Origin of the sequence: Pseudomonas sp. NFX71, from assembly GCF_048079215.1 — a bacterium.
GTDB lineage: Bacteria > Pseudomonadota > Gammaproteobacteria > Pseudomonadales > Pseudomonadaceae > Aquipseudomonas > Aquipseudomonas fluorescens_B.
The window spans coordinates 6417154-6434923 of sequence record NZ_CP182230.1 but is presented as its reverse complement, the minus strand read 5'-3'; the positions used below and the strand labels follow the sequence as shown (position 1 = coordinate 6434923).

Genomic DNA, 17770 nt, shown 5'->3' with positions numbered 1-17770 from the left:
TTTTTATCCCCTGACCCTGCGAAGGATTTACCGGATGTTGCCGCGCTTTCCTGCCGTCACCCGCTGCCTGTCTCTTGCCGCCCTTTGTGTGGCAGGTCCCGTAGCCGCATTGGAGTTGCCCCTGCCACCGCCCGGTGAAGACATCGTCGGCCAGGTTCAGGTCATCAAGGCCAAATACGAAGACACCTTCGCCGACCTTGGCACCACTTACGATCTGGGTTATTCGGAAATGGTCGCGGCCAACCCTGGCGTCGATGCATGGCTGCCGGGCGCCGGTACCGAAATCGTGTTGCCGACGCGTTTCATCCTGCCGCCAGGACCGCGTGAAGGTATCGTCATCAACCTGGCTGAATATCGCCTCTACTACTATCCGAAAGGCCGGAATGTGGTCTACACCTTCCCGCTGGGTATCGGTCGCGAGGGTTGGGGTTCACCGATCGCTCACACCACCATCACGGCCAAGACGCCGAACCCGACCTGGACGCCTCCAGCCTCGATCAAGGCCGAGCACCTTGCAGACGGTGATCCGTTGCCAAACGTCGTGCCGGCCGGCCCGGACAACCCGCTGGGGCCGTTCAAGTTCAACCTGGGTACGCCGGGTTACCTGATCCACGGCTCGAACAAGAAGTTCGGGATTGGCATGCGCACCAGCCACGGTTGCTTCCGCATGTTCAACAACAACGTGCTGGAAATGGCGAGCATGGTGCCGGTCGGTACGTCGGTGCGCATTATCAGCGACCCGTACAAGTTCGGTGTCAGTGGCGGCAAGGTCTATCTGGAAGCGCACACGCCGCTGGACGACAAGGGCAACCCTTCTGTGGTCGACAAACACACTGCGGTGATCAACGCGATGCTCAAGCGTGAGGACATCACCAACAACCTGCGCATGAACTGGGATGTGGTCCGCGACGTGGTTGCTGCCGAAGATGGTCTGCCGGTGGAAATCGGAGTGCCGAATACCTCGGCGCCGATGGTGACGAGTGCACCGCTCGACCCGCTGCAGTAAGGCTTGAACAGAACCCGCCGATGCAGGCTGCGTCGGCGGGTTTTTTATGGCGGGTACAAAACGACCGGCCATAAAAAAGCCGACCCAAAAATGGGTCGGCTTGATAATAATCCCGAAGGATTATTACTTGCGGCTAGCTTTGTCCAGCATGCGCAGAGCACGCTCGTTAGCTTCGTCAGCAGTCTGTTGTGCTTTTTGAGCAGCAGCCAGAGCTTCATCAGCTTTACGGTAAGCTTCGTCTGCACGAGCCTGGGAGCGAGCAGCTGCGTCTTCAGTAGCGGTCAGACGTGCTTCGGTTTCTTTCGATACGCTGCTGCAACCGGTAGCCAGAACTGCGGCCAGAGCCAGAGCAGAGAATTTCAGAACGTTGTTCATCGTGTTCCCCTTCAAGGACTTTCTATTAAGTAGCTGTCTCCTCAGAGTGAGGAAATAGCCGGCGTACATACTACCCATTACTTGTCGTAAGTAAACTGACGTAAAGCAAGAAGCAAAAAAAATTGTAGGCGTTGATTCTTTTTCGAGCAACTTTTACTTGCATTTGATTAAAAAATATCCAGCTGCAAAGCCCGCGCTGAGCGAGTTGGCACAAAAAAGTTCCGGCAGCCGCGAGTGTTTTCACGGTCTTGGCTAAAGTCTGTCTACATGGATTCGTCTACACTTTTGTTCGGGATTTGCGGTGCACCTCTCATATCTTTCTCCTAGTTGAGGTGACTTAAAAGAAGGGCGCTCGTCTTAAGTCTCAACATCCGGCAATGTTCAGGCGATCGACCACCCGGGATCTTCGGTCGAGCACGCCCCTGCGTAACCCCGGAGCAGCACCGACCCAACCTTGCATGATGACGAGCGTACCTTGAGCATTTTCTGCCAATGGTGCCTACTATTTGATACGTGCTCGGTTGCGCGAGATCGGTGCTGTTCTTCTCGGTGTCCATTCAGGCACGGGGTGGCGTAGATGTTCCTTCGCCGGAAAAACATCGGTAAGGTAGGGGTCGGAATCAAAGACCCGCGAGGAGTAGTGATGAGTGAGGCGTTGTCCATCCACCATGACCAGGCTGGTCATCAGTTCGAGACCAATGTGGACGGTCATCGTGCCTACCTGACCTATATGGATCTCGGGAAACAGACCCTGGATATCTATCGCACGTTCGTGCCCAATGCCTTGCGTGGTCGCGGTATCGCGGCAGCCTTGACCGAGAAGGCGCTGGAATACGCCGAGGAAATGGGCTACACCGTCATTCCTTCGTGTTCCTACGTGGAGCGCTACATGGAGCGTCACCAGCGGCATGCGGCCAAGCTGAGCCAGTAAAACGAACGCATAAAAAAACGCCGGGTTTATAGCCCGGCGTTTTTTTTTGCGCTGAAAAGTGATCAGGTGCGGGCGCGTTTCGGCAGCACGTCCTTGAGCTTGGCATGCATGCTGCGCAAGGTGTTTTCAGTAGCGGACCAGTCGATGCAGGCATCGGTGATCGACACGCCATATTGCAGGTCGGCGAGGTCTTTCGGGATGGCCTGGCAGCCCCAGTTCAGGTGACTTTCGACCATCAGCCCGATGATCGACTGGTTGCCTTCGAGGATCTGGTTGGCGACGTTTTCCATCACCAGTGGTTGCAGTGCCGGGTCCTTGTTGGAGTTGGCGTGGCTGCAGTCGACCATGATGTTCGGTTTGATCTTCGCTTTGTTCAGCGCTTGCTCGCACAGTGCGACGCTGACCGAATCGTAGTTCGGTTTGCCGTTGCCGCCGCGCAGCACCACGTGGCCATAGGCATTGCCCTTGGTGGTGACGATCGACACGCCACCTTCCTGGTTGATGCCCAGGAAACGGTGCGGGCTGGAAACCGATTGCAGGGCGTTGATCGCCACCGTCAGGCCGCCGTCGGTGCCGTTCTTGAAGCCGACGGCGGAAGACAGGCCGGAGGCCATTTCACGGTGAGTCTGGGATTCGGTGGTGCGCGCGCCGATGGCCGACCAGCTGATCAGGTCCTGCAGGTACTGCGGGGAGATCGGGTCGAGGGCTTCGGTAGCGGTCGGCAGGCCCATCTCGGCCAGGTCCAGCAGCAGTTGACGACCGATGTGCAAACCGTCCTGAATCTTGAAGGAGTCGTCCAGGTACGGGTCGTTGATCAAGCCTTTCCAGCCGACGGTGGTGCGTGGCTTCTCGAAATACACGCGCATGACCAGATACAAGGTATCGGACACTTCCGCAGCCAATACCTTCAGGCGCTCGGCGTATTCGTGGGCAGCCTTGATGTCGTGGATCGAGCACGGCCCGATGACGACGAACAGGCGGTGGTCGGTGCCATCCAGGATGTTGCGAATGACTTCGCGACCCTTGGTGACGGTGCGCAGGGCAGCGTCGCTCAGAGGGATATCACGCTTGAGCTGATCGGGAGTGATCAGCGTCTCGTTGGAGGCGACGTTTAGGTCGTTGATCGGTAAATCAGCCATCGTTTACTCGTCAGGTCACGGGTGCCGGCCGCCAGCGAACCCGCGCGGCGGAGCACAGCAAATTAAGCGCGTCGGGAGCGGAACCTTAGCGCGTTACACCGTGGCTCGACAATGGGCAGACAGCGGTTTTAGGGGCATTCGCAACGAATTGATAACGTCCCTTAATCCATCACCGCCTGTGCAAATGCCTTGCGAACCGTATCGTGGGAGAACTCGTCGGCGTGCTGCTGGACCCATTCGAGGGCCAGCGCCTGGGTTTCCTGCAGGTCGTCGTGGGCGTCATGCAGGCGACAGTAACGTTCGATCTGGCACACCTGTTCGCCCATTCGGGCACTGAACATCATCTGCTCGTCAACAAAGGCAATGCCCACCAGATAACCGTGTTTGCGTCGCAGGCACCAGGCGACGTAGCCCAGAAAACGCAAATCGGGGTTCAAGGTCGGGATGCGAACTTCCAGCGCCGTGCCGTGACGCCAGGCGCGGTGATAATTGCAAGCCATGCCCCCGAGGCTGATAGTGTGCAGCTGTTGCCGTGAAATACACTCAGGTTTGAGCAACGTTAATTCGACGGGCACATCGTCAGGATGAGGAATAAAACGTCCCATGAGCACGGACTCCATGTGTCGGCCATCTGACATTGTTTCCCCCAGTATAGTGGCCGAATCGGAACTGACCGATTTCGACGCCGACCAACGGTTGCTGGCGATGAGCGGGGTGTCGCTGGTTATATTCACCAGCGTCGGCTGTGCCAGCTGCCGTTTTGCCCGTGAGCAATTGCCAAGGCTCGATCTGCAGGTCGATCGTTTGTGCTGGATCGATGCCGGGGACAATGGCGGGGTGGTCGAGCGTTATCAGGTCTTTCATTTGCCGGCGCTGTTTGTGGTGCGCGACGGTGAGTTTTTCGGAGCATTAAAATCGCGCCTGACCAGCACCGAGCTCAATGCGGCCGTGGGTCAGGCGCTGACCAGAACAGCAGAGGAGTTGCCATGACGGGTGCAGTTGCCAGGCCGACCATCGGTATTATCGGAACCGGTGCAATCGGTGGTTTCTACGGGTTGATGCTCGCGCGTGCCGGTTTCGACGTGCATTTTCTGTTGCGCAGCGAATTCTCGGCGGTGGCCGAGCGCGGGTTGCAACTCGACAGCGCGGTGCACGGTGCGCTGACGTTGAATCCGGTTCAGGCCTATTCGTCGGCCGAAGACATGCCGCCCTGCGACTGGCTGCTGGTGGGCGCGAAGACCACCAGCAATGCCGGTCTGGCGCCGGCGATCATTCAAGCGGCGGCACCGAACGCCAAGGTGCTGTTGCTGCAAAACGGCCTGGATGTCGAAGACAGTCTGCGAGCCTTGCTCCCGGATTCCCTGCACCTGCTCGGCGGACTCTGCCTGATCTGCGTCCATCGCACGGGCCCGGGTGCGATCACTCATCAGGCCCTCGGCGCGGTGAACGTCGGCTACCACAGTGGCCCCGCCACCGATGAACAGGCGCGAATGGCAATTGTCGAGGAAGGCGCCGGGTTGTTCCGCAGCGCCGGCATCGACTCCCAGGCCATGCCGAACCTGCATCAGGCGCGCTGGCAGAAACTGGTCTGGAATATCCCTTACAACGGCCTGTCGGTGCTGCTTGGCGCGGGCACCACACCGTTGATGACCGATGCCGACAGCCGGGAACTGATCAAGGCCTTGATGGCCGAAGTGGTTCAGGGCGCCAAGGCCTGTGGTCACGACATGCCGGCGGGTTACGCGGACTATCTGTTCATGATGACCGAAAAAATGCCGGACTACTGGCCGAGCATGTACCACGATTTTCTGCACAAGCGACCGTTGGAGCTGGCGGCCATTTACGCCCGGCCACTGGCGGCAGCCAAGGCCGCCGGTTGCGAACTGCCGCGAATAGAAGCGTTGTATCGCAGTTTGAGTTTTATCGATCGACGGAATACCTGAGTCGATCAACCCGAGGGGGAAGGGCATGGCAAAGACGATTGACGACAAACTGGTGCTGGCGATTTCTTCGCGCGCGTTGTTCGACCTGAGCGAAAGCCACAAGGTTTACCTGTCGAGCGGTGTCGAGGCCTATCGGCAATATCAGATCGAACACGAAGACGAAATCCTCGAGCCCGGTGATGCCTTCCCGTTGGTGGAAAAACTCCTCAGCCTCAATACCCGCCTCGGCCGCGCCAGGGTCGAAGTGATCCTGGTGTCGCGCAACAGCGCCGACACCGGGCTGCGGGTGTTCAATTCTATTCACCATTACGGACTGGCGATCTCCCGTGCGGCATTTGTCGGTGGGCGCAGCCCGTACCCGTATCTCAAAGCGTTTGGTTGCGACCTGTTTCTGTCGACCCACGCCGAAGACGTGCGCAGTGCGCTGGATGCCGGCTTCGCTGCGGCGACCATTCTGTCGGGCGGTGCCAGCCGTGCCGCGAGCGATGAATTGCGCATTGCCTTCGACGGTGACGCGGTGCTGTTTTCCGACGAGTCGGAGCGTGTTTATCAGGCGGGCGGCCTGGAGGCGTTTCAGGCCAGCGAGCGCGAAAGTGCCCGCGAGCCACTGCGCGGTGGGCCGTTCAAAGGCTTTCTCGCGGCGCTCAATCTGTTGCAGCGTGAGTTCCCGGAGGACGCCTGTCCGATCCGCACCGCGCTGGTCACCGCCCGTTCGGCGCCGGCCCATGAGCGGGTGATCCGCACGTTGCGCGAGTGGGACATTCGCCTGGATGAGTCGTTGTTCCTCGGCGGCCTGACCAAGTCCGCTTTCCTCGAAGCCTTTGCCGCCGACGTGTTTTTCGACGATCAGGCCGGCCATTGCGAGTTGGCTCGTGAGGTGGTCGCTACCGGCCATGTGCCCCATGGCATAAGCAACGAGCAAAAGGTTTAACCCCGCCGTTCAACGCGTTACGCGAGACGTCGTACTCGCCAAGGCACTGCTAAGCTGAATCAATCTCCGCCATGTTGGCACTCGAGGAGGTCATATGATTCGTTCGATGCTGTATGCCACTGACCTCGGCCTGTACGCGCCCTTAGTGATGCAGCATGCCCTGGAGCTGGCTCGAACATTCGATGCTGACTTGTATGTGGTGCACGCGGTTGAGCCGATGGGTTTGTTTGCCGAATCGGTGCTTCAGAGTTACCTCGATGAACAGGCGTTGAACGAGTTTCACAGTCAGGGCCTGAACACCGTCATTGCCAATATCGAGCAACGGGTGCTCGACAGTTTTCGTGAGGAGTTGGGGGACGAGGGGGCGCACGATCTGGACCGGATTCAGGCGGTGCGGGTGCTTCAGGGCGATCCGTCGCAGGTGATTCTCGACCAGGCGCAGAAACTCTCCGTGGATTTGTTGATCGTAGGTAGTCATAGCCATGGTGCTGGCGCGGAAACGCCTTTGGGCAGGACCGCAGCGCGGGTGTTGCAGTTGGCTCGGGTCCCGGTCTATCTGGTGCCGCTGGTGGAACGCCGTCGCCAAGGGGATCGTTAGTGTCCTGCCTCGCAAAGACTGTTTCTTTTTTGACGGCGTCTGTTTCTGCCATGCTGCGTTGCCGCTCCTCACCATAGCGGGCTATGAGTCATCGCGGCGCCTTGCCTGGCGGCAACAGCCACTCGTCAAAAGAGAAACGTATTTACGAGACAGGACACAGAACACGAATAGTGGCGTTCTGATAAAAAAGTTCTAGATTTATTCTTCAAGCCATTAATATAGTTATATACCGTCGCTGATGCCCGTGGCGTCTACCTGCTTTGAGGGATTCATATGAAGCTTCAACAACTGCGCTACATCTGGGAAGTGGCGCACCACGACCTCAACGTTTCCGCTACAGCCCAAAGCCTTTACACCTCGCAACCGGGTATCAGCAAGCAGATCCGTCTGCTGGAAGACGAATTGGGCGTCGAGGTCTTTGCTCGCAGCGGCAAGCACCTGACCCGCGTCACCCCAGCCGGCGAGCGCATCATCACCACCGCCGGCGAGATCCTGCGCAAGGTTGAAAGCATCAAGCAGATCGCCCAGGAGTTCTCCAACGAGAAGAAAGGCACCCTGTCGATCGCCACCACGCACACCCAGGCGCGTTACGCGTTGCCGCCGGTGATCAGCAATTTCATCAAGCAATACCCGGACGTTGCGCTGCACATGCACCAGGGTTCGCCGATGCAGATCGCCGAAATGGCCGCTGACGGCACCGTCGATTTCGCCATCGCCACCGAAGCCCTCGAGCTGTTCGGTGACCTGGTAATGATGCCGTGCTACCGCTGGAACCGTTGCGTGGTCGTGCCTCAGGGCCACCCGCTGACCAAGCTGTCGAAGCTGACCCTTGAAGCACTGGCCGAATACCCGATCGTGACGTACGTGTTCGGTTTCACCGGTCGTTCGAAACTCGACGAAGCCTTCAGCCATCGCGGCCTGACGCCGAAAGTGGTGTTCACCGCCGCCGACGCCGACGTGATCAAGACCTACGTTCGCCTGGGGCTGGGTGTGGGCATCGTGGCGAAAATGGCGGTTGATGCAAAACTCGACAGCGATCTGGTGATGCTCGATGCCAGCGACCTGTTCGAGTCCAGCATCACCAAAATCGGTTTCCGTCGCGGTACCTTCCTGCGTGGCTTCATGTGCGACTTCATCGAGAAATTCGCCCCGCACCTGACCCGCGAAGTCATGGCCAAAGCCATTCAGTGCCACAACAAGCAGGAACTGGAAGAGCTGTTCGACGGCGTCGAACTGCCCGTTCATTAATCTACGGTTTACACCACCTCGGTGACAGAAAACTGTTGCCGAGCGCCCGCCACCAGAATCTCCACCTCGTCCCCTTCGAACTTGCCCAGCAGGCTTTTGCCCAGCGGTGAGCGAGGGGTGATGACGGTAATCCATTGCCCGACAAGATCGACCTTCAAGCCTGCCGCGTCGGGGGCCAGAAACAGCCATTGTTCACGACCCTTTTCGTCTTCCAGACCCAGCAGGGCGCCGACTTCGATGCCGCGTTGATCGTCGTAAGGCCGTAGCGTCAGGCTCTGGCACAGCGCCAGCGATTGCCTGATTTCCTCGACCCGTTTCGCCTGCCCGGCCGCCAGGTATGACGCCTCCAGTCCCAAGGTGTCGTACTTGTTTTCGGCGATGTTTTCTTCGTGGGTCGCCGTTTCGTACGCGGTTTGCGCGGCACGTTCGGCGATGTCGAGATCGACTCGCAGCTTGTCGAGAATCAATTGGTGGACGGCTTGTTTATTCATTGTCAATCGCAGAATTGCAGAACGTTGGCGCGGCTTTTTTCGCTTGGCGCGGTCTGGTCCTGCTGCAGCCAGAACTGGCATTTCGGATTGGCCAGATTGCGGCGGGTGCTGCGGGCCTGATCCAGTCGTTGCTGCTGTTCGTTCTTGCGCAGGTTCTCTTCGTATTGGTCGAACAGCGGGCTCTGGGGTGGAATGTCCGGAACCGGTTGCGCGACCACAGGTGGTTTCGCCAGTTGCTCTATCGCTTGCGCGACCGGCGCCAATTGCTCGTTGAACAACAGTCGGGAAGCGAGCCAGCAGGTCAGCGCAATAGCCAGGAATCCCAGCCACAATCCGAGGGCAATGCTGCCGGTCAGTTGCAGGGCATTGAGCTGAATCGGCAAGCGGCGGCGCGGGTTGGGGCGGTAGGGCATGACTGCCTCCTGGCGGGTGGTCGCGGGCGAGTGGCGATTGTCGCATGAAGATTAATCGCCGTCGGCTCTTCTGCACGGAGTAATTTATGCGGACAATCGGCGCCTTTGCCAACGGGAGCCTGGAATGCCTCAATTGAAAACCCGCTGGGATATTTTTTGCGCCGTGGTCGACAACTTTGGCGACATCGGCGTGACCTGGCGCCTGGCCCGACAACTGGTCACCGAGCATTCGCTGGCGGTGCGTTTGTGGGTCGACGACTTGCGGGCCTTCGAGCGACTCTGTCCGCAGATCGACATCCATGTCGCGCAGCAATGGCAGGACGGTGTCGAAGTCCGGCAATGGCCAGCCGACTGGTTACCCACCGACGCCGCCGATGTGGTGATCGCCGCATTCGCCTGCCAGCTGCCGAGCGGCTACATGGACGCCATGGCCGCGCGGGAAAAGCCGCCGTTGTGGATGAACCTTGATTACCTGAGTGCTGAAGACTGGGTTATCGGCTGCCACGGTTTGCCGTCGGTAAAATACAAAAGTGTGCAGAAGTACTTTTTCTTTCCGGGTTTCCAGAAGGGCACCGGTGGCTTGCTGCGTGAAAGCGGATTGCTCGAGCGACGCCGGCAATTTCAGCAAAGCCCCGAGGCTCAGCGAAAATTCCTGCAAGGGTTAGGGATTGATCGCGCGCCAGGTGCACAGCTGATCTCGCTGTTCGCCTATGAGAATAGCGGCCTGGCGAGCTGGCTGGATGTGATGGCTGCCGATTCGACACCGACGCATCTGTTGGTGCCCGAAGGGCGGATTCTGGGTGATGTCGAGCGTTGGCTCGGTGTCGAGGGATTGGCGGCGGGCGCCGTGCATGTGCGCGAGGCCTTGACTGTGCAAGTGCTGCCGTTCGTCCGACAGGAGCAATACGATCACCTGCTCTGGTGCTGCGATTTCAACGCTGTGCGCGGCGAAGATTCGTTTGTCCGCGCTCAGTGGGCGGGCCGGCCACTGCTCTGGCACATCTATCGGCAGGACGAAGACATTCACCTGGACAAGCTCGAAGCGTTCCTGACGCTGTACACAAAAGGCCTGTCTGCGCCCGCCCGCGAGGCGATCAGCGGTCTTTGGCGTGCGTGGAATGCCGGGCATGATATGTCGGGTCACTGGCTGACAACCCGTGAACACTGGCCGGAACTGCAAAAACATGCCGAAGCGTGGTGTCTGGAACAAGCCTTGCAGGCAGATCTTGCCGCGGCGCTGGTACAGTTTTACCTAAATTGGATATGATACGCGGCCTAGATTTTTGTAAATCCCATCCAAATTCGGATATTCGCAATGAAAACTGGTAAAGAACTGAAACCCGGTACCGTGATCCGTCTCGAAAACGATCCTTGGCTGGTTCAGAAAGCTGAATTCACCAAGTCTGGTCGTAACAGCGCGATCATGAAGACCAAGCTGAAAAACCTGCTGACCGGTTACAAGACCGAGATCGTTTACAGCGCCGACGACAAACTGGACGACGTAATCCTCGACCGCAAAGAAGCGACCCTGTCCTTCATCAGCGGCGATACCTACACGTTCATGGACACCACCGACTACACCATGTACGAGCTGAACGCTGAAGACATCGAAGCCGTTCTGCCTTTCGTTGAAGAAGGCATGACCGATGTTTGCGAAGCGATCTTCTTCGAAGAGCGTCTGGTTTCCGTAGAACTGCCGACCACTATCGTGCGTCAGGTTGACTACACCGAAGGTTCCGCTCGCGGCGACACTTCCGGCAAGGTGATGAAGCCTGCCAAACTGAAGAACGGTACCGAACTGTCGGTTGCTGACTTCATCGAAATCGGCGACATGATCGAGATCGATACCCGCGAAGGCGGTTCCTACAAAGGCCGTGCTAAATAAGCACCGCTTCAGGAATGAAAAAGCCCGACCATTGAGTCGGGCTTTTTTGTGGCCGAATATCAAGATCAAAAGATCGCAGCCTTCGGCAGCTCCTGCATGAGTTTTGTATTCCCTTGCAGGAGCTGCCGAGTGAAACGAGGCTGCGATCTTTTGCTTTTTGCTTTATTTCAGGTGTTGCTTGAGCTCTTCAGACGCTTGCAACATCGCCGAACGCACCGCAGGCACCTGGCTCACCACATTCAACAAGCCGTAGTCGTGAATCATGCCGTTGTAGCGAACCGCCGTCACCGGCACGCCGGCCTCGTCGAGTTTGCGGGCGTAGGCCTCACCTTCATCGCGCAGCACATCGGCGCCGGCGGTTTGTACCAGCGCAGGTGGCAAGCCTTTGAGTTGGGCAGTGGTCGCGCGCAGTGGCGAAGCGTAGATCTCGTTACGTTGCTTGGCGTCAGTGGTGTAGTTGTCCCAGAACCACTTCATCATGTTCTTGGTGAGGAAGTGCCCCTCGGCAAACTGGTTGTAAGACGCCGTTTCAAAGTTTGCGTCCGTCACCGGCCACAGCAGCACCTGGAACCTGATCGCCGGGGTGCCTTTGTCTTTGGCCATCAGCGCAACCACGGCCGCCATGTTGCCGCCGACGCTGTTGCCGGCCACGGCCAGGCGCTTGCCGTCGACATTGATTTCTTTACCGTGCTCAGCCACCCACTGGGTCGCGGCATAAGCCTGGTTGATCGCCACCGGGTAATGCGCTTCCGGCGAAGGGGTGTAATTGACGAACACCGCCGCCGCCCCCGAACCCGTGACCAGATCCCGAACCAGGCGTTCGTGGGTCGGGAAATCCCCCAGCACCCAGCCGCCGCCGTGGAAGAACATGAACACCGGCAGCTCGCCTTTGACCCCGGCCGGACGGACGATGGTCAGGCTGATGGGTTGGCCGTCGACTTGAATGGTCTTCTGGCTGACGTCCGCTTTTGGCAGCGTCAATTTCACCCCGGCTTGCGCGCCGACCAAGATGGCCCGGGCATCTTTCGGTGAAAGCTGTTCCATCGGTTTGCCGGTGCCGGCATTCAGAACATCGAGGAACGCCTGGGTGTTGTGCTCAACCCCGTCGCCCGCGAATGCACTGTGGATGGACAGGGCGAGAAGGGTACCGGTCAAGACTTTGCTGAAAGTGTTCATGTTCGTTTCCTGTTTGGTCTAGGAATCAGCAGTTAGACGGTAACGTGCAGGCGCACATCGACGTTGCCACGGGTGGCGTTGGAGTACGGGCAGACCTGGTGGGCAGCATCGACCAGGGATTGCGCATCGGCTTGTTCAAGACCTGGCAGGCTGACGTGCAGATCGATGTCCAGACCGAAACCACCAGGAATCTGGCCGATACCGACATGGGCGGTGATCGATGCGTCGGCCGGGATGCTGCGTTTGGTCTGGCTGGCGACGAATTTCAGCGCGCCGATGAAGCAGGCCGAGTAACCGGCGGCGAACAGTTGTTCAGGGTTGGTGGCTGCGCCGCCAGCACCGCCGAGTTCTTTCGGGGTAGCGAGTTTGACGTCGAGGATGTTATCGCTGGAAACCGCACGACCGTCACGGCCACCAGTGGAAGTTGCGATTGCGGTGTAGAGAGTTTGCATGATGTACGCCTCGTTTGGATTTGTTTGTTTGCGCTAAATGTTTGCGCGCTAAGTAAGTGCGAGGTGAATGTATCGCGCTAATATCTTGCGCACAAGATAAATTTTGAAAAAAGTTTGGCAAGCGTGGTGAGGCCCGGGAGTGATTGCCGGCAAGACTATGGAATTAGAGCGATTCAGGCAGGATTTTCGGGCAGTAAATTTTTTCGAGGCGAGGGGCAGATGAAGCGGAGTCCCGAGGTCACCACAAAAAAATGTGGGAGCGGGCTTGCTCGCGAATGCGGTGTGTCAGTCAACACATGTGCTGAATGGCACACCGCATTCGCGAGCAAGTCCGCTCCCACAGTGGATGTGTGATGGTTTGAAGATTACAGGCTGTCTTGCAGATTGCTCCGCAGCACTTGCAGCTCTGCCTGCAGTTTCTGCAGTCTCTCCAGCGTCATCCCGCTGGCGCCGAGGATGCACTGGGGAACTCCGCGAGCCTTGTCCCGCAAGGCGCGACCCTGTTCGGTGAGTTCGACAATCACAACTCGCTCGTCTTCGCGGCTGCGGGTGCGGCTGAGCAAGCCTTCGGCTTCCAGGCGTTTGAGCAGTGGCGTCAGTGAGCCAGGATCGGTCAGCAGGCGCGTGCTGATTTCGCCTACGGTCAAACCGTCCTGTTCCCACAACACCATCATCGCCAGGTATTGCGGATAGGTCAGGCCCAGCGCTTGCAACAGCGGCTTGTAGACCTTGGTCATCAGCAGCGAGGTGGAATGCAGGGCGAAGCAGGCCTGATTATCCAGCAGCAGGGCGTCGCAGTTATCGGAGGTGTTGCGCTCGGTGTTCATTTCGAAGCCTTGATCAGTGATCGTCATAAATCTAGCGGGCGAATCTTTAATGCGCCAGACAATTCTGGACTAGTGCCGGTCCAGGTCGGTTTGCAGCGCCAGGTCCCATGGCGGAATCGGACTGAAGCGGGTTTTCAGGTATTCCAGCAACAAACGACTGCGGGAATTGGGCTGCTGCTCCAGGCGCAAGGCATAGATGCCGGTGGTGTCCGAAGGTGGCAGACCATTTTCGCAAAACAGGGGCAGTAGCTCACCACGCAACAAATATTCGCTGGTCAGCCAGGTCGGCAGATGCGCGACACCCAACCCGGCCAATGCCCCGCAGGCCAGCGCCTCGGCATTGTTGGCGCTCATGCGGATGCGCGACGGGCGGTGCGTTTGCATTTGCCCATCCCGCTCGAAACGCCAGGCGAAGGGTGGGGCGAGGCCATCCCAGTCGAGGCCGTCGTGTTCAATCAACTGCGCCGGGTCGGTCGGTACGCCGCGACGCTTCAGATAGTCGGGGCTGGCGCAGGCGATGCGCACCATGCTCGCCAGCGGTGTGGCCACCAGGCGGGTGTCGGCCATTTGCCCGGTACGCAGCACCAGATCAACCTTGCCCAGGTTCAAACCCTGCATGTCGACAAAACTGTCGATCAAGTGCAGTTGCACATCGAGACCGGGGTAGAGCACCAGAAAATCAGCGATCACCGGCGCCAGGTGCCGCCGGCCGAACGCGGCGGGGGCGTCGATCCGTATCAGGCCTTCCGGCGCACTGCTCAGGGACACCGCTTCGGCCCGCGCCAGTTGCAGTTCGGCCACAATCCGCCGCGCCCGTTCGGCGAATGCCAACCCGGCCGGCGTCGCGCGCACGGCATGGGTACTGCGGATAAACAACTGGCTGCCGACGGCGTTTTCCAGGCTGTCGATGCGCCGCGCCACGGCCGACGGTGTCAGCGGATAACGGCGGGATGCGCCGGAGAAACTGCCGGTTTCCAGTACATCGAGGAACAGGCCCAGTTGTTCGGTTAACTGATTGGGGTTCATGGCGTAGTCAGTGCTTATGCAAAGTTGGCACAGCCATTGTGCGTTGCTATGCGTTTCCCCGCCAGCGCCGACTGCGTAGGATGGATCGCCTGAGGTGAGAGGACATTGGCCGTGATTGAATTTTTGATGTATCTGGTATTCGGTGCCGCCCTGGGAACCCTGGGCGGGTTGTTTGGGATTGGCGGAGGGCTGATCGCCATTCCGTTGCTGGGGGTGTTGTTCGGGCTCGATCAGCAGATTGCCCAAGGCACTGCGCTGGTCATGGTGGTGCCGAATGTGATGCTGGCGCTGTGGCGCTATCACCAGCGCAATAAAATCGAGTTGCGTCACGCGCTGCCGCTGGCGTCGATGGGTTTTTGCTTTGCGTGGATCGGGTCGATCTGGGCGGTGGGCATCGATGCGGAAACCATGCGCGTAGGATTTGTCGCATTCCTGATCGCACTGTCGGCCTACAACCTGGTGCGAATGTTCTACGCCAATGTGTCGGTCAGTTCGCAGATGAATTACTCATGGCCATGGCTGGGCGTGCTCGGCGCGGCTTCCGGGACCATGGGTGGATTGTTCGGTGTGGGTGGGGCGGTAGTGGCAACGCCCGTGCTGACCAGCCTGTTCGGCACCAGCCAGGTGGTTGCCCAAGGCTTGTCGCTGGCACTGGCGTTACCCAGCACGGGCGTCACGCTGGTGACTTATGCCGTGCATCATCAAGTGGACTGGATGATCGGTGTGCCGTTGGCCATCGGCGGTCTGCTGAGCATCAGTTGGGGCGTGAAGATCGCCCACACCATACCGGAGCGGCTGCTGCGCGCGCTGTTCTGTGGCTTCCTGGTGCTGTGTGCGGTGATGCTCGCCTTTAAAGTTTGAACCCTTCGACGATGTGTTCGGCCAGGCACTCGGTAATCGGCGACGGGTTGTGCAGGTTGCGCACCAGCATGATGCTCGCCTCGGGCAAAATCGGCAGATCTTCGGCTTCACCGAGAATGCGCATGTCGGGGGTGATCAGGCTTTCCAGTTGTGCGGTCACGGCCAGGCCGGCACTCACCACCGCCATGATCGCCGACAGGCTTGAACTGTTGTAGGCCACGCGATAATCGCGGCCCATGGCATCGAGGGCATTGCAGGCCCATAAACGGCAGAAGCAATCGCTGTTGAACATCGCCAGCGGCAGCGGCGTTTGCTCATGGGCACTGAAGCATTGCGCTTCGGCCCAGACAAAACGTTCCTTGCGCAGCAGTTGCCCGATCTCGTTGCCCGGCTCACGGGTGACGATGGACAGGTCCAGGTCCTGGCGCAGCAGCAATTGTTTTGATGATTCACAGTGGACTTCGATCTGGATCAGCGGATACGACTGGGCAAATCGCCGCAGGATGCCCGGCAAAAAACGCATCACGTAATCGTCGGGTGTGCCGATGCGTACCATGCCGACCATGTGCGGTTCGCGCAACGTGTTGAACACTTCGCTGTGCAGCTTGAGGATGCGCCGCGCGTAGCCCAGCAACACCTGGCCTTCAGCGGTGAGGCGCACCTGACGGCCGTCGCGCTGAAACAACTGGCGCTGCAACACATCCTCTTCCAGCCGTTTCATCTGCATGCTCACGGCGGACTGCGTGCGATTCACCAGCTCGCCGGCGCGGGTAAAGCCGCCCTGATCGGCGATGGCAACGAAGGTGCGCAGCACTTCGGTATCGATACTTGGGAAGGCGGACATTGATCAATCTCCGAGATGTATTGCATCAGAAACATTCGTTGGATTGATCTTAGCTCCGGCGCGACACTTGAGCCATCCCAAACGGAGGGCAACAAGATGAAAGGTCAAAAAGGCTATGTCGAAGTAGAAAAACATTCCATCCATGTGGTGACAGATCTGTTGCACAAAATCAGTCGCTGGTACGAATTGCACCGTGAACGCGAGTTGTTGGCGGGCATGAGCGACGAAGCACTGAAGGACATAGGGCTCAGTCGCGCGGATGTCGAGCACGAAACCATCCGCCCATTCTGGGATGACCCGATGCACAAATGAGTAACCCACAACTACACAAACCGTCTCCCGGTAAGGTAGGTTGCGAGCAGACAAGGAGATGTTCATGCCCGCAACGCTGTCCTTTTCCATCAAACAGGCTCGACGCCTGGCGCTGGCCGCCCAAGGGTTCAATGGGCGCCAGCCGCCGGCGACGATCAAAGCGGTCCAGCTCAATCGCCTGATCGAGCGGCTGGGCATTTTGCAGATCGATTCGGTCAATGCGTTGGTGCGTTCGCACTACCTTCCCTTGTTTTCCCGCCTCGGCAACTACTCATCCGACTTGCTCGACCAGGCTGCCTGGAGTTCGGGCCGTCGACGCACGTTGTTCGAATACTGGGGCCATGAAGCCTCGTTGCTGCCCCTGTCGATGTACCCGTTGATGCGCTGGCGCATGCGGCGGGCGACCCGGGGTGAAGATATCTATCAGCAACTGGCGCGATTCGGGCGTGAGCAGCAGGACACCATTCGCCGTGTGCTGGCCTCGGTTCAGGAGCTCGGCGCGCTGGGTGCCGGGAGTCTGTCGACGCGCCAGGAGCGGGCAGGACCTTGGTGGGACTGGAGCGCGGAAAAGCATGCGCTGGAGTGGTTGTTCGCCGCTGGTGAGGTGACCGTGGCTGGGCGACGTGGATTCGAGCGACTTTATGATTTGCCGGAGCGGGTCATTCCCTCCGCGATTCTGCAGCAGCCGTTGCTCTCGGAGGACGAGGCCCAGCGCGGGCTGTTGCTGCATGCCGCGAATGCTTTGGGGGTGGCGACGGAGAAGGACTTGCGCGACTACTTTCGCCTGAGCCCCGGTGATGCGCGTCCCCGCTTGGCAGAATTGGTGGAAACGGGGCAATTGCTGACTTGCGAGGTTCAGGGTTGGCGGCAACCGGCATTTTGCCTGCCGGAGCCCAAAGTGCCGCGCAAGGTCGAAGCCAGCGCCTTGCTTTCACCGTTCGACTCGCTCATCTGGGAGCGCAGTCGCACCGAGCGCTTGTTCGATTTTCGCTATCGGTTGGAGATCTACACGCCGCCGGACAAGCGGGTCTACGGCTATTACGTACTGCCTTTTTTACACAACGAGCGGATTGCCGCACGGGTGGATTTGCGCGCGGAACGGGCATTGGGGCGGCTCGCAGTGCATGCCGTGCATGAGGAAGAAGCGGGGCTGGACGAGGAGGGGATGCTGGCGTTGGCGGTCAATTTGCGGCGGATGGCGGATTGGTTGGGGTTGGAGCGGGTTCAGTTGAATTGTCCGCGGGCGAGTGCGGCGCGGTTGCGGGTGGCATTGGCACAGATAGATGGGTGACTAATCTGGTCTAATCGCCAG

At 59.0% G+C, this 17770-nt stretch carries 22 protein-coding genes; 12 read left to right on the top strand and 10 right to left on the bottom strand.

Features of this window, described 5'->3' with window-relative positions; all coding sequences use genetic code 11:
- Window positions 1–34 precede the first annotated feature (34 nt).
- On the top strand, window positions 35–1006 hold the full coding sequence (locus ACM1ZW_RS29970; RefSeq protein WP_017339812.1) for a L,D-transpeptidase family protein: 972 nt from the start codon (window positions 35–37) through the stop codon (window positions 1004–1006).
- Between the two features lie 123 nt (window positions 1007–1129).
- On the opposite strand, the gene oprI is transcribed toward ACM1ZW_RS29970, so the two are convergent.
- Entirely contained in the window at window positions 1130–1381 is a 252-nt protein-coding gene (gene oprI, locus ACM1ZW_RS29965) for an outer membrane lipoprotei OprI (protein WP_002553018.1), read from the bottom strand.
- A gap of 643 nt (window positions 1382–2024) precedes the next feature.
- On the opposite strand from oprI, the gene ACM1ZW_RS29960 reads away from it, so the two are divergent.
- On the top strand, window positions 2025–2312 hold the full coding sequence (locus ACM1ZW_RS29960) for a GNAT family N-acetyltransferase (RefSeq protein WP_008057026.1): 288 nt from the start codon (window positions 2025–2027) through the stop codon (window positions 2310–2312).
- Between the two features lie 62 nt (window positions 2313–2374).
- Here ACM1ZW_RS29960 and ACM1ZW_RS29955 read toward each other — a convergent pair whose 3' ends face one another.
- Both ACM1ZW_RS29955 and ACM1ZW_RS29950 read right to left on the bottom strand, forming a co-directional pair.
- On the bottom strand, window positions 2375–3451 hold the full coding sequence (locus ACM1ZW_RS29955) for a 3-deoxy-7-phosphoheptulonate synthase (protein ID WP_017339811.1): 1077 nt from the start codon (window positions 3449–3451) through the stop codon (window positions 2375–2377).
- 161 nt (window positions 3452–3612) lie between these two features.
- On the bottom strand, window positions 3613–4056 hold the full coding sequence (locus ACM1ZW_RS29950; RefSeq protein ID WP_017339810.1) for a PilZ domain-containing protein: 444 nt from the start codon (window positions 4054–4056) through the stop codon (window positions 3613–3615).
- Between ACM1ZW_RS29950 and ACM1ZW_RS29945 the strand changes: the two genes are divergently transcribed.
- The 5 genes from ACM1ZW_RS29945 (at window position 4055) to cysB (ending at window position 8171) form a co-directional block, all read left to right on the top strand.
- On the top strand, window positions 4055–4441 hold the full coding sequence (locus tag ACM1ZW_RS29945) for a thioredoxin family protein (protein ID WP_414883511.1): 387 nt from the start codon (window positions 4055–4057) through the stop codon (window positions 4439–4441). The two genes, ACM1ZW_RS29950 and ACM1ZW_RS29945, sit on opposite strands and share 2 nt — an antisense overlap.
- Window positions 4438–5394, top strand: a complete 957-nt coding sequence (locus ACM1ZW_RS29940; RefSeq protein ID WP_416739912.1) for a putative 2-dehydropantoate 2-reductase — start codon at window positions 4438–4440, stop codon at window positions 5392–5394. Before ACM1ZW_RS29945 ends, ACM1ZW_RS29940 begins: the two co-directional genes overlap by 4 nt.
- 25 nt (window positions 5395–5419) lie before the next feature.
- Window positions 5420–6325 carry a 5'-nucleotidase gene (locus ACM1ZW_RS29935; protein ID WP_017339807.1) on the top strand — a complete coding sequence of 302 codons (906 nt, stop codon included), beginning with the start codon at window positions 5420–5422 and terminating at the stop codon, window positions 6323–6325.
- Between the two features lie 94 nt (window positions 6326–6419).
- Window positions 6420–6923, top strand: a complete 504-nt coding sequence (locus ACM1ZW_RS29930) for a universal stress protein (RefSeq protein WP_017339806.1) — start codon at window positions 6420–6422, stop codon at window positions 6921–6923.
- A gap of 273 nt (window positions 6924–7196) precedes the next feature.
- Complete coding sequence (cysB, locus tag ACM1ZW_RS29925; RefSeq protein ID WP_008148549.1) at window positions 7197–8171, top strand: HTH-type transcriptional regulator CysB; 975 nt, start codon at window positions 7197–7199, stop codon at window positions 8169–8171.
- An 8-nt stretch (window positions 8172–8179) separates the two neighbouring features.
- Here the strand turns inward: cysB and ACM1ZW_RS29920 are convergent, their stop codons facing one another.
- Together ACM1ZW_RS29920 and ACM1ZW_RS29915 are read right to left on the bottom strand one after the other, a co-directional pair.
- Window positions 8180–8662 (bottom strand): GreA/GreB family elongation factor, encoded by a 483-nt coding sequence (locus tag ACM1ZW_RS29920; protein ID WP_017339805.1) that lies wholly within the window; start codon window positions 8660–8662, stop codon window positions 8180–8182.
- Between the two features lie 2 nt (window positions 8663–8664).
- Window positions 8665–9075, bottom strand: coding sequence for a hypothetical protein (locus tag ACM1ZW_RS29915; protein WP_017339804.1), 411 nt, complete (start codon window positions 9073–9075; stop codon window positions 8665–8667).
- A gap of 124 nt (window positions 9076–9199) precedes the next feature.
- Between ACM1ZW_RS29915 and earP the strand changes: the two genes are divergently transcribed.
- The gene (earP, locus tag ACM1ZW_RS29910; protein WP_414880097.1) at window positions 9200–10342 is read left to right on the top strand and encodes an elongation factor P maturation arginine rhamnosyltransferase EarP; all 1143 of its coding nucleotides are present in this window, start codon (window positions 9200–9202) and stop codon (window positions 10340–10342) included.
- 48 nt (window positions 10343–10390) lie between these two features.
- The gene (locus ACM1ZW_RS29905) at window positions 10391–10960 is read left to right on the top strand and encodes an elongation factor P (RefSeq protein WP_007943632.1); all 570 of its coding nucleotides are present in this window, start codon (window positions 10391–10393) and stop codon (window positions 10958–10960) included.
- 162 nt (window positions 10961–11122) lie between these two features.
- On the opposite strand, the gene ACM1ZW_RS29900 is transcribed toward ACM1ZW_RS29905, so the two are convergent.
- The 4 genes from ACM1ZW_RS29900 to ACM1ZW_RS29885 all read right to left on the bottom strand — a co-directional run bounded on the left by ACM1ZW_RS29900 (window position 11123) and on the right by ACM1ZW_RS29885 (window position 14441).
- Window positions 11123–12136 (bottom strand): alpha/beta hydrolase, encoded by a 1014-nt coding sequence (locus tag ACM1ZW_RS29900; protein WP_017339802.1) that lies wholly within the window; start codon window positions 12134–12136, stop codon window positions 11123–11125.
- Window positions 12137–12168: 32 nt separating this feature from the next.
- Window positions 12169–12588 (bottom strand): organic hydroperoxide resistance protein, encoded by a 420-nt coding sequence (locus tag ACM1ZW_RS29895; protein WP_017339801.1) that lies wholly within the window; start codon window positions 12586–12588, stop codon window positions 12169–12171.
- Window positions 12589–12953: 365 nt separating this feature from the next.
- Entirely contained in the window at window positions 12954–13415 is a 462-nt protein-coding gene (locus tag ACM1ZW_RS29890; protein ID WP_031319036.1) for a MarR family winged helix-turn-helix transcriptional regulator, read from the bottom strand.
- 69 nt (window positions 13416–13484) lie between these two features.
- Window positions 13485–14441 carry a LysR family transcriptional regulator gene (locus ACM1ZW_RS29885; RefSeq protein WP_017339799.1) on the bottom strand — a complete coding sequence of 319 codons (957 nt, stop codon included), beginning with the start codon at window positions 14439–14441 and terminating at the stop codon, window positions 13485–13487.
- A 111-nt stretch (window positions 14442–14552) separates the two neighbouring features.
- On the opposite strand from ACM1ZW_RS29885, the gene ACM1ZW_RS29880 reads away from it, so the two are divergent.
- Entirely contained in the window at window positions 14553–15302 is a 750-nt protein-coding gene (locus ACM1ZW_RS29880) for a sulfite exporter TauE/SafE family protein (RefSeq protein ID WP_031319035.1), read from the top strand.
- Here ACM1ZW_RS29880 and ACM1ZW_RS29875 read toward each other — a convergent pair.
- Complete coding sequence (locus ACM1ZW_RS29875) at window positions 15292–16146, bottom strand: LysR substrate-binding domain-containing protein (protein ID WP_414880095.1); 855 nt, start codon at window positions 16144–16146, stop codon at window positions 15292–15294. The two genes, ACM1ZW_RS29880 and ACM1ZW_RS29875, sit on opposite strands and share 11 nt — an antisense overlap.
- Before the next feature lie 96 nt (window positions 16147–16242).
- Between ACM1ZW_RS29875 and ACM1ZW_RS29870 the strand changes: the two genes are divergently transcribed.
- Both ACM1ZW_RS29870 and ACM1ZW_RS29865 read left to right on the top strand, forming a co-directional pair.
- Window positions 16243–16458, top strand: coding sequence for a DUF1127 domain-containing protein (locus ACM1ZW_RS29870; RefSeq protein WP_017339796.1), 216 nt, complete (start codon window positions 16243–16245; stop codon window positions 16456–16458).
- Between the two features lie 64 nt (window positions 16459–16522).
- A complete protein-coding gene (locus tag ACM1ZW_RS29865) occupies window positions 16523–17749 on the top strand; it encodes a winged helix-turn-helix domain-containing protein (protein ID WP_414880094.1) in 1227 nt (408 codons plus the stop codon).
- Window positions 17750–17770 lie beyond the last annotated feature (21 nt).

Excerpts from the sequence above, each read along its gene's own strand:
- ACM1ZW_RS29970 (WP_017339812.1), top strand. The coding sequence starts at position 35 with ATGTTGCCGCGCTTTCCTGCCGTCACCCGCTGCCTGTCTCTTGCCGCC.
- oprI (WP_002553018.1), bottom strand. The coding sequence starts at position 1,381 with ATGAACAACGTTCTGAAATTCTCTGCTCTGGCTCTGGCCGCAGTTCTG.
- ACM1ZW_RS29960 (WP_008057026.1), top strand. The coding sequence starts at position 2,025 with ATGAGTGAGGCGTTGTCCATCCACCATGACCAGGCTGGTCATCAGTTC.
- ACM1ZW_RS29955 (WP_017339811.1), bottom strand. The coding sequence starts at position 3,451 with ATGGCTGATTTACCGATCAACGACCTAAACGTCGCCTCCAACGAGACG.
- ACM1ZW_RS29945 (WP_414883511.1), top strand. The coding sequence starts at position 4,055 with ATGAGCACGGACTCCATGTGTCGGCCATCTGACATTGTTTCCCCCAGT.
- ACM1ZW_RS29950 (WP_017339810.1), bottom strand. The coding sequence starts at position 4,056 with ATGGGACGTTTTATTCCTCATCCTGACGATGTGCCCGTCGAATTAACG.
- ACM1ZW_RS29940 (WP_416739912.1), top strand. The coding sequence starts at position 4,438 with ATGACGGGTGCAGTTGCCAGGCCGACCATCGGTATTATCGGAACCGGT.
- ACM1ZW_RS29935 (WP_017339807.1), top strand. The coding sequence starts at position 5,420 with ATGGCAAAGACGATTGACGACAAACTGGTGCTGGCGATTTCTTCGCGC.
- ACM1ZW_RS29930 (WP_017339806.1), top strand. The coding sequence starts at position 6,420 with ATGATTCGTTCGATGCTGTATGCCACTGACCTCGGCCTGTACGCGCCC.
- cysB (WP_008148549.1), top strand. The coding sequence starts at position 7,197 with ATGAAGCTTCAACAACTGCGCTACATCTGGGAAGTGGCGCACCACGAC.
- ACM1ZW_RS29920 (WP_017339805.1), bottom strand. The coding sequence starts at position 8,662 with ATGAATAAACAAGCCGTCCACCAATTGATTCTCGACAAGCTGCGAGTC.
- ACM1ZW_RS29915 (WP_017339804.1), bottom strand. The coding sequence starts at position 9,075 with ATGCCCTACCGCCCCAACCCGCGCCGCCGCTTGCCGATTCAGCTCAAT.
- earP (WP_414880097.1), top strand. The coding sequence starts at position 9,200 with ATGCCTCAATTGAAAACCCGCTGGGATATTTTTTGCGCCGTGGTCGAC.
- ACM1ZW_RS29905 (WP_007943632.1), top strand. The coding sequence starts at position 10,391 with ATGAAAACTGGTAAAGAACTGAAACCCGGTACCGTGATCCGTCTCGAA.
- ACM1ZW_RS29900 (WP_017339802.1), bottom strand. The coding sequence starts at position 12,136 with ATGAACACTTTCAGCAAAGTCTTGACCGGTACCCTTCTCGCCCTGTCC.
- ACM1ZW_RS29895 (WP_017339801.1), bottom strand. The coding sequence starts at position 12,588 with ATGCAAACTCTCTACACCGCAATCGCAACTTCCACTGGTGGCCGTGAC.
- ACM1ZW_RS29890 (WP_031319036.1), bottom strand. The coding sequence starts at position 13,415 with ATGAACACCGAGCGCAACACCTCCGATAACTGCGACGCCCTGCTGCTG.
- ACM1ZW_RS29885 (WP_017339799.1), bottom strand. The coding sequence starts at position 14,441 with ATGAACCCCAATCAGTTAACCGAACAACTGGGCCTGTTCCTCGATGTA.
- ACM1ZW_RS29875 (WP_414880095.1), bottom strand. The coding sequence starts at position 16,146 with ATGTCCGCCTTCCCAAGTATCGATACCGAAGTGCTGCGCACCTTCGTT.
- ACM1ZW_RS29870 (WP_017339796.1), top strand. The coding sequence starts at position 16,243 with ATGAAAGGTCAAAAAGGCTATGTCGAAGTAGAAAAACATTCCATCCAT.
- ACM1ZW_RS29865 (WP_414880094.1), top strand. The coding sequence starts at position 16,523 with ATGCCCGCAACGCTGTCCTTTTCCATCAAACAGGCTCGACGCCTGGCG.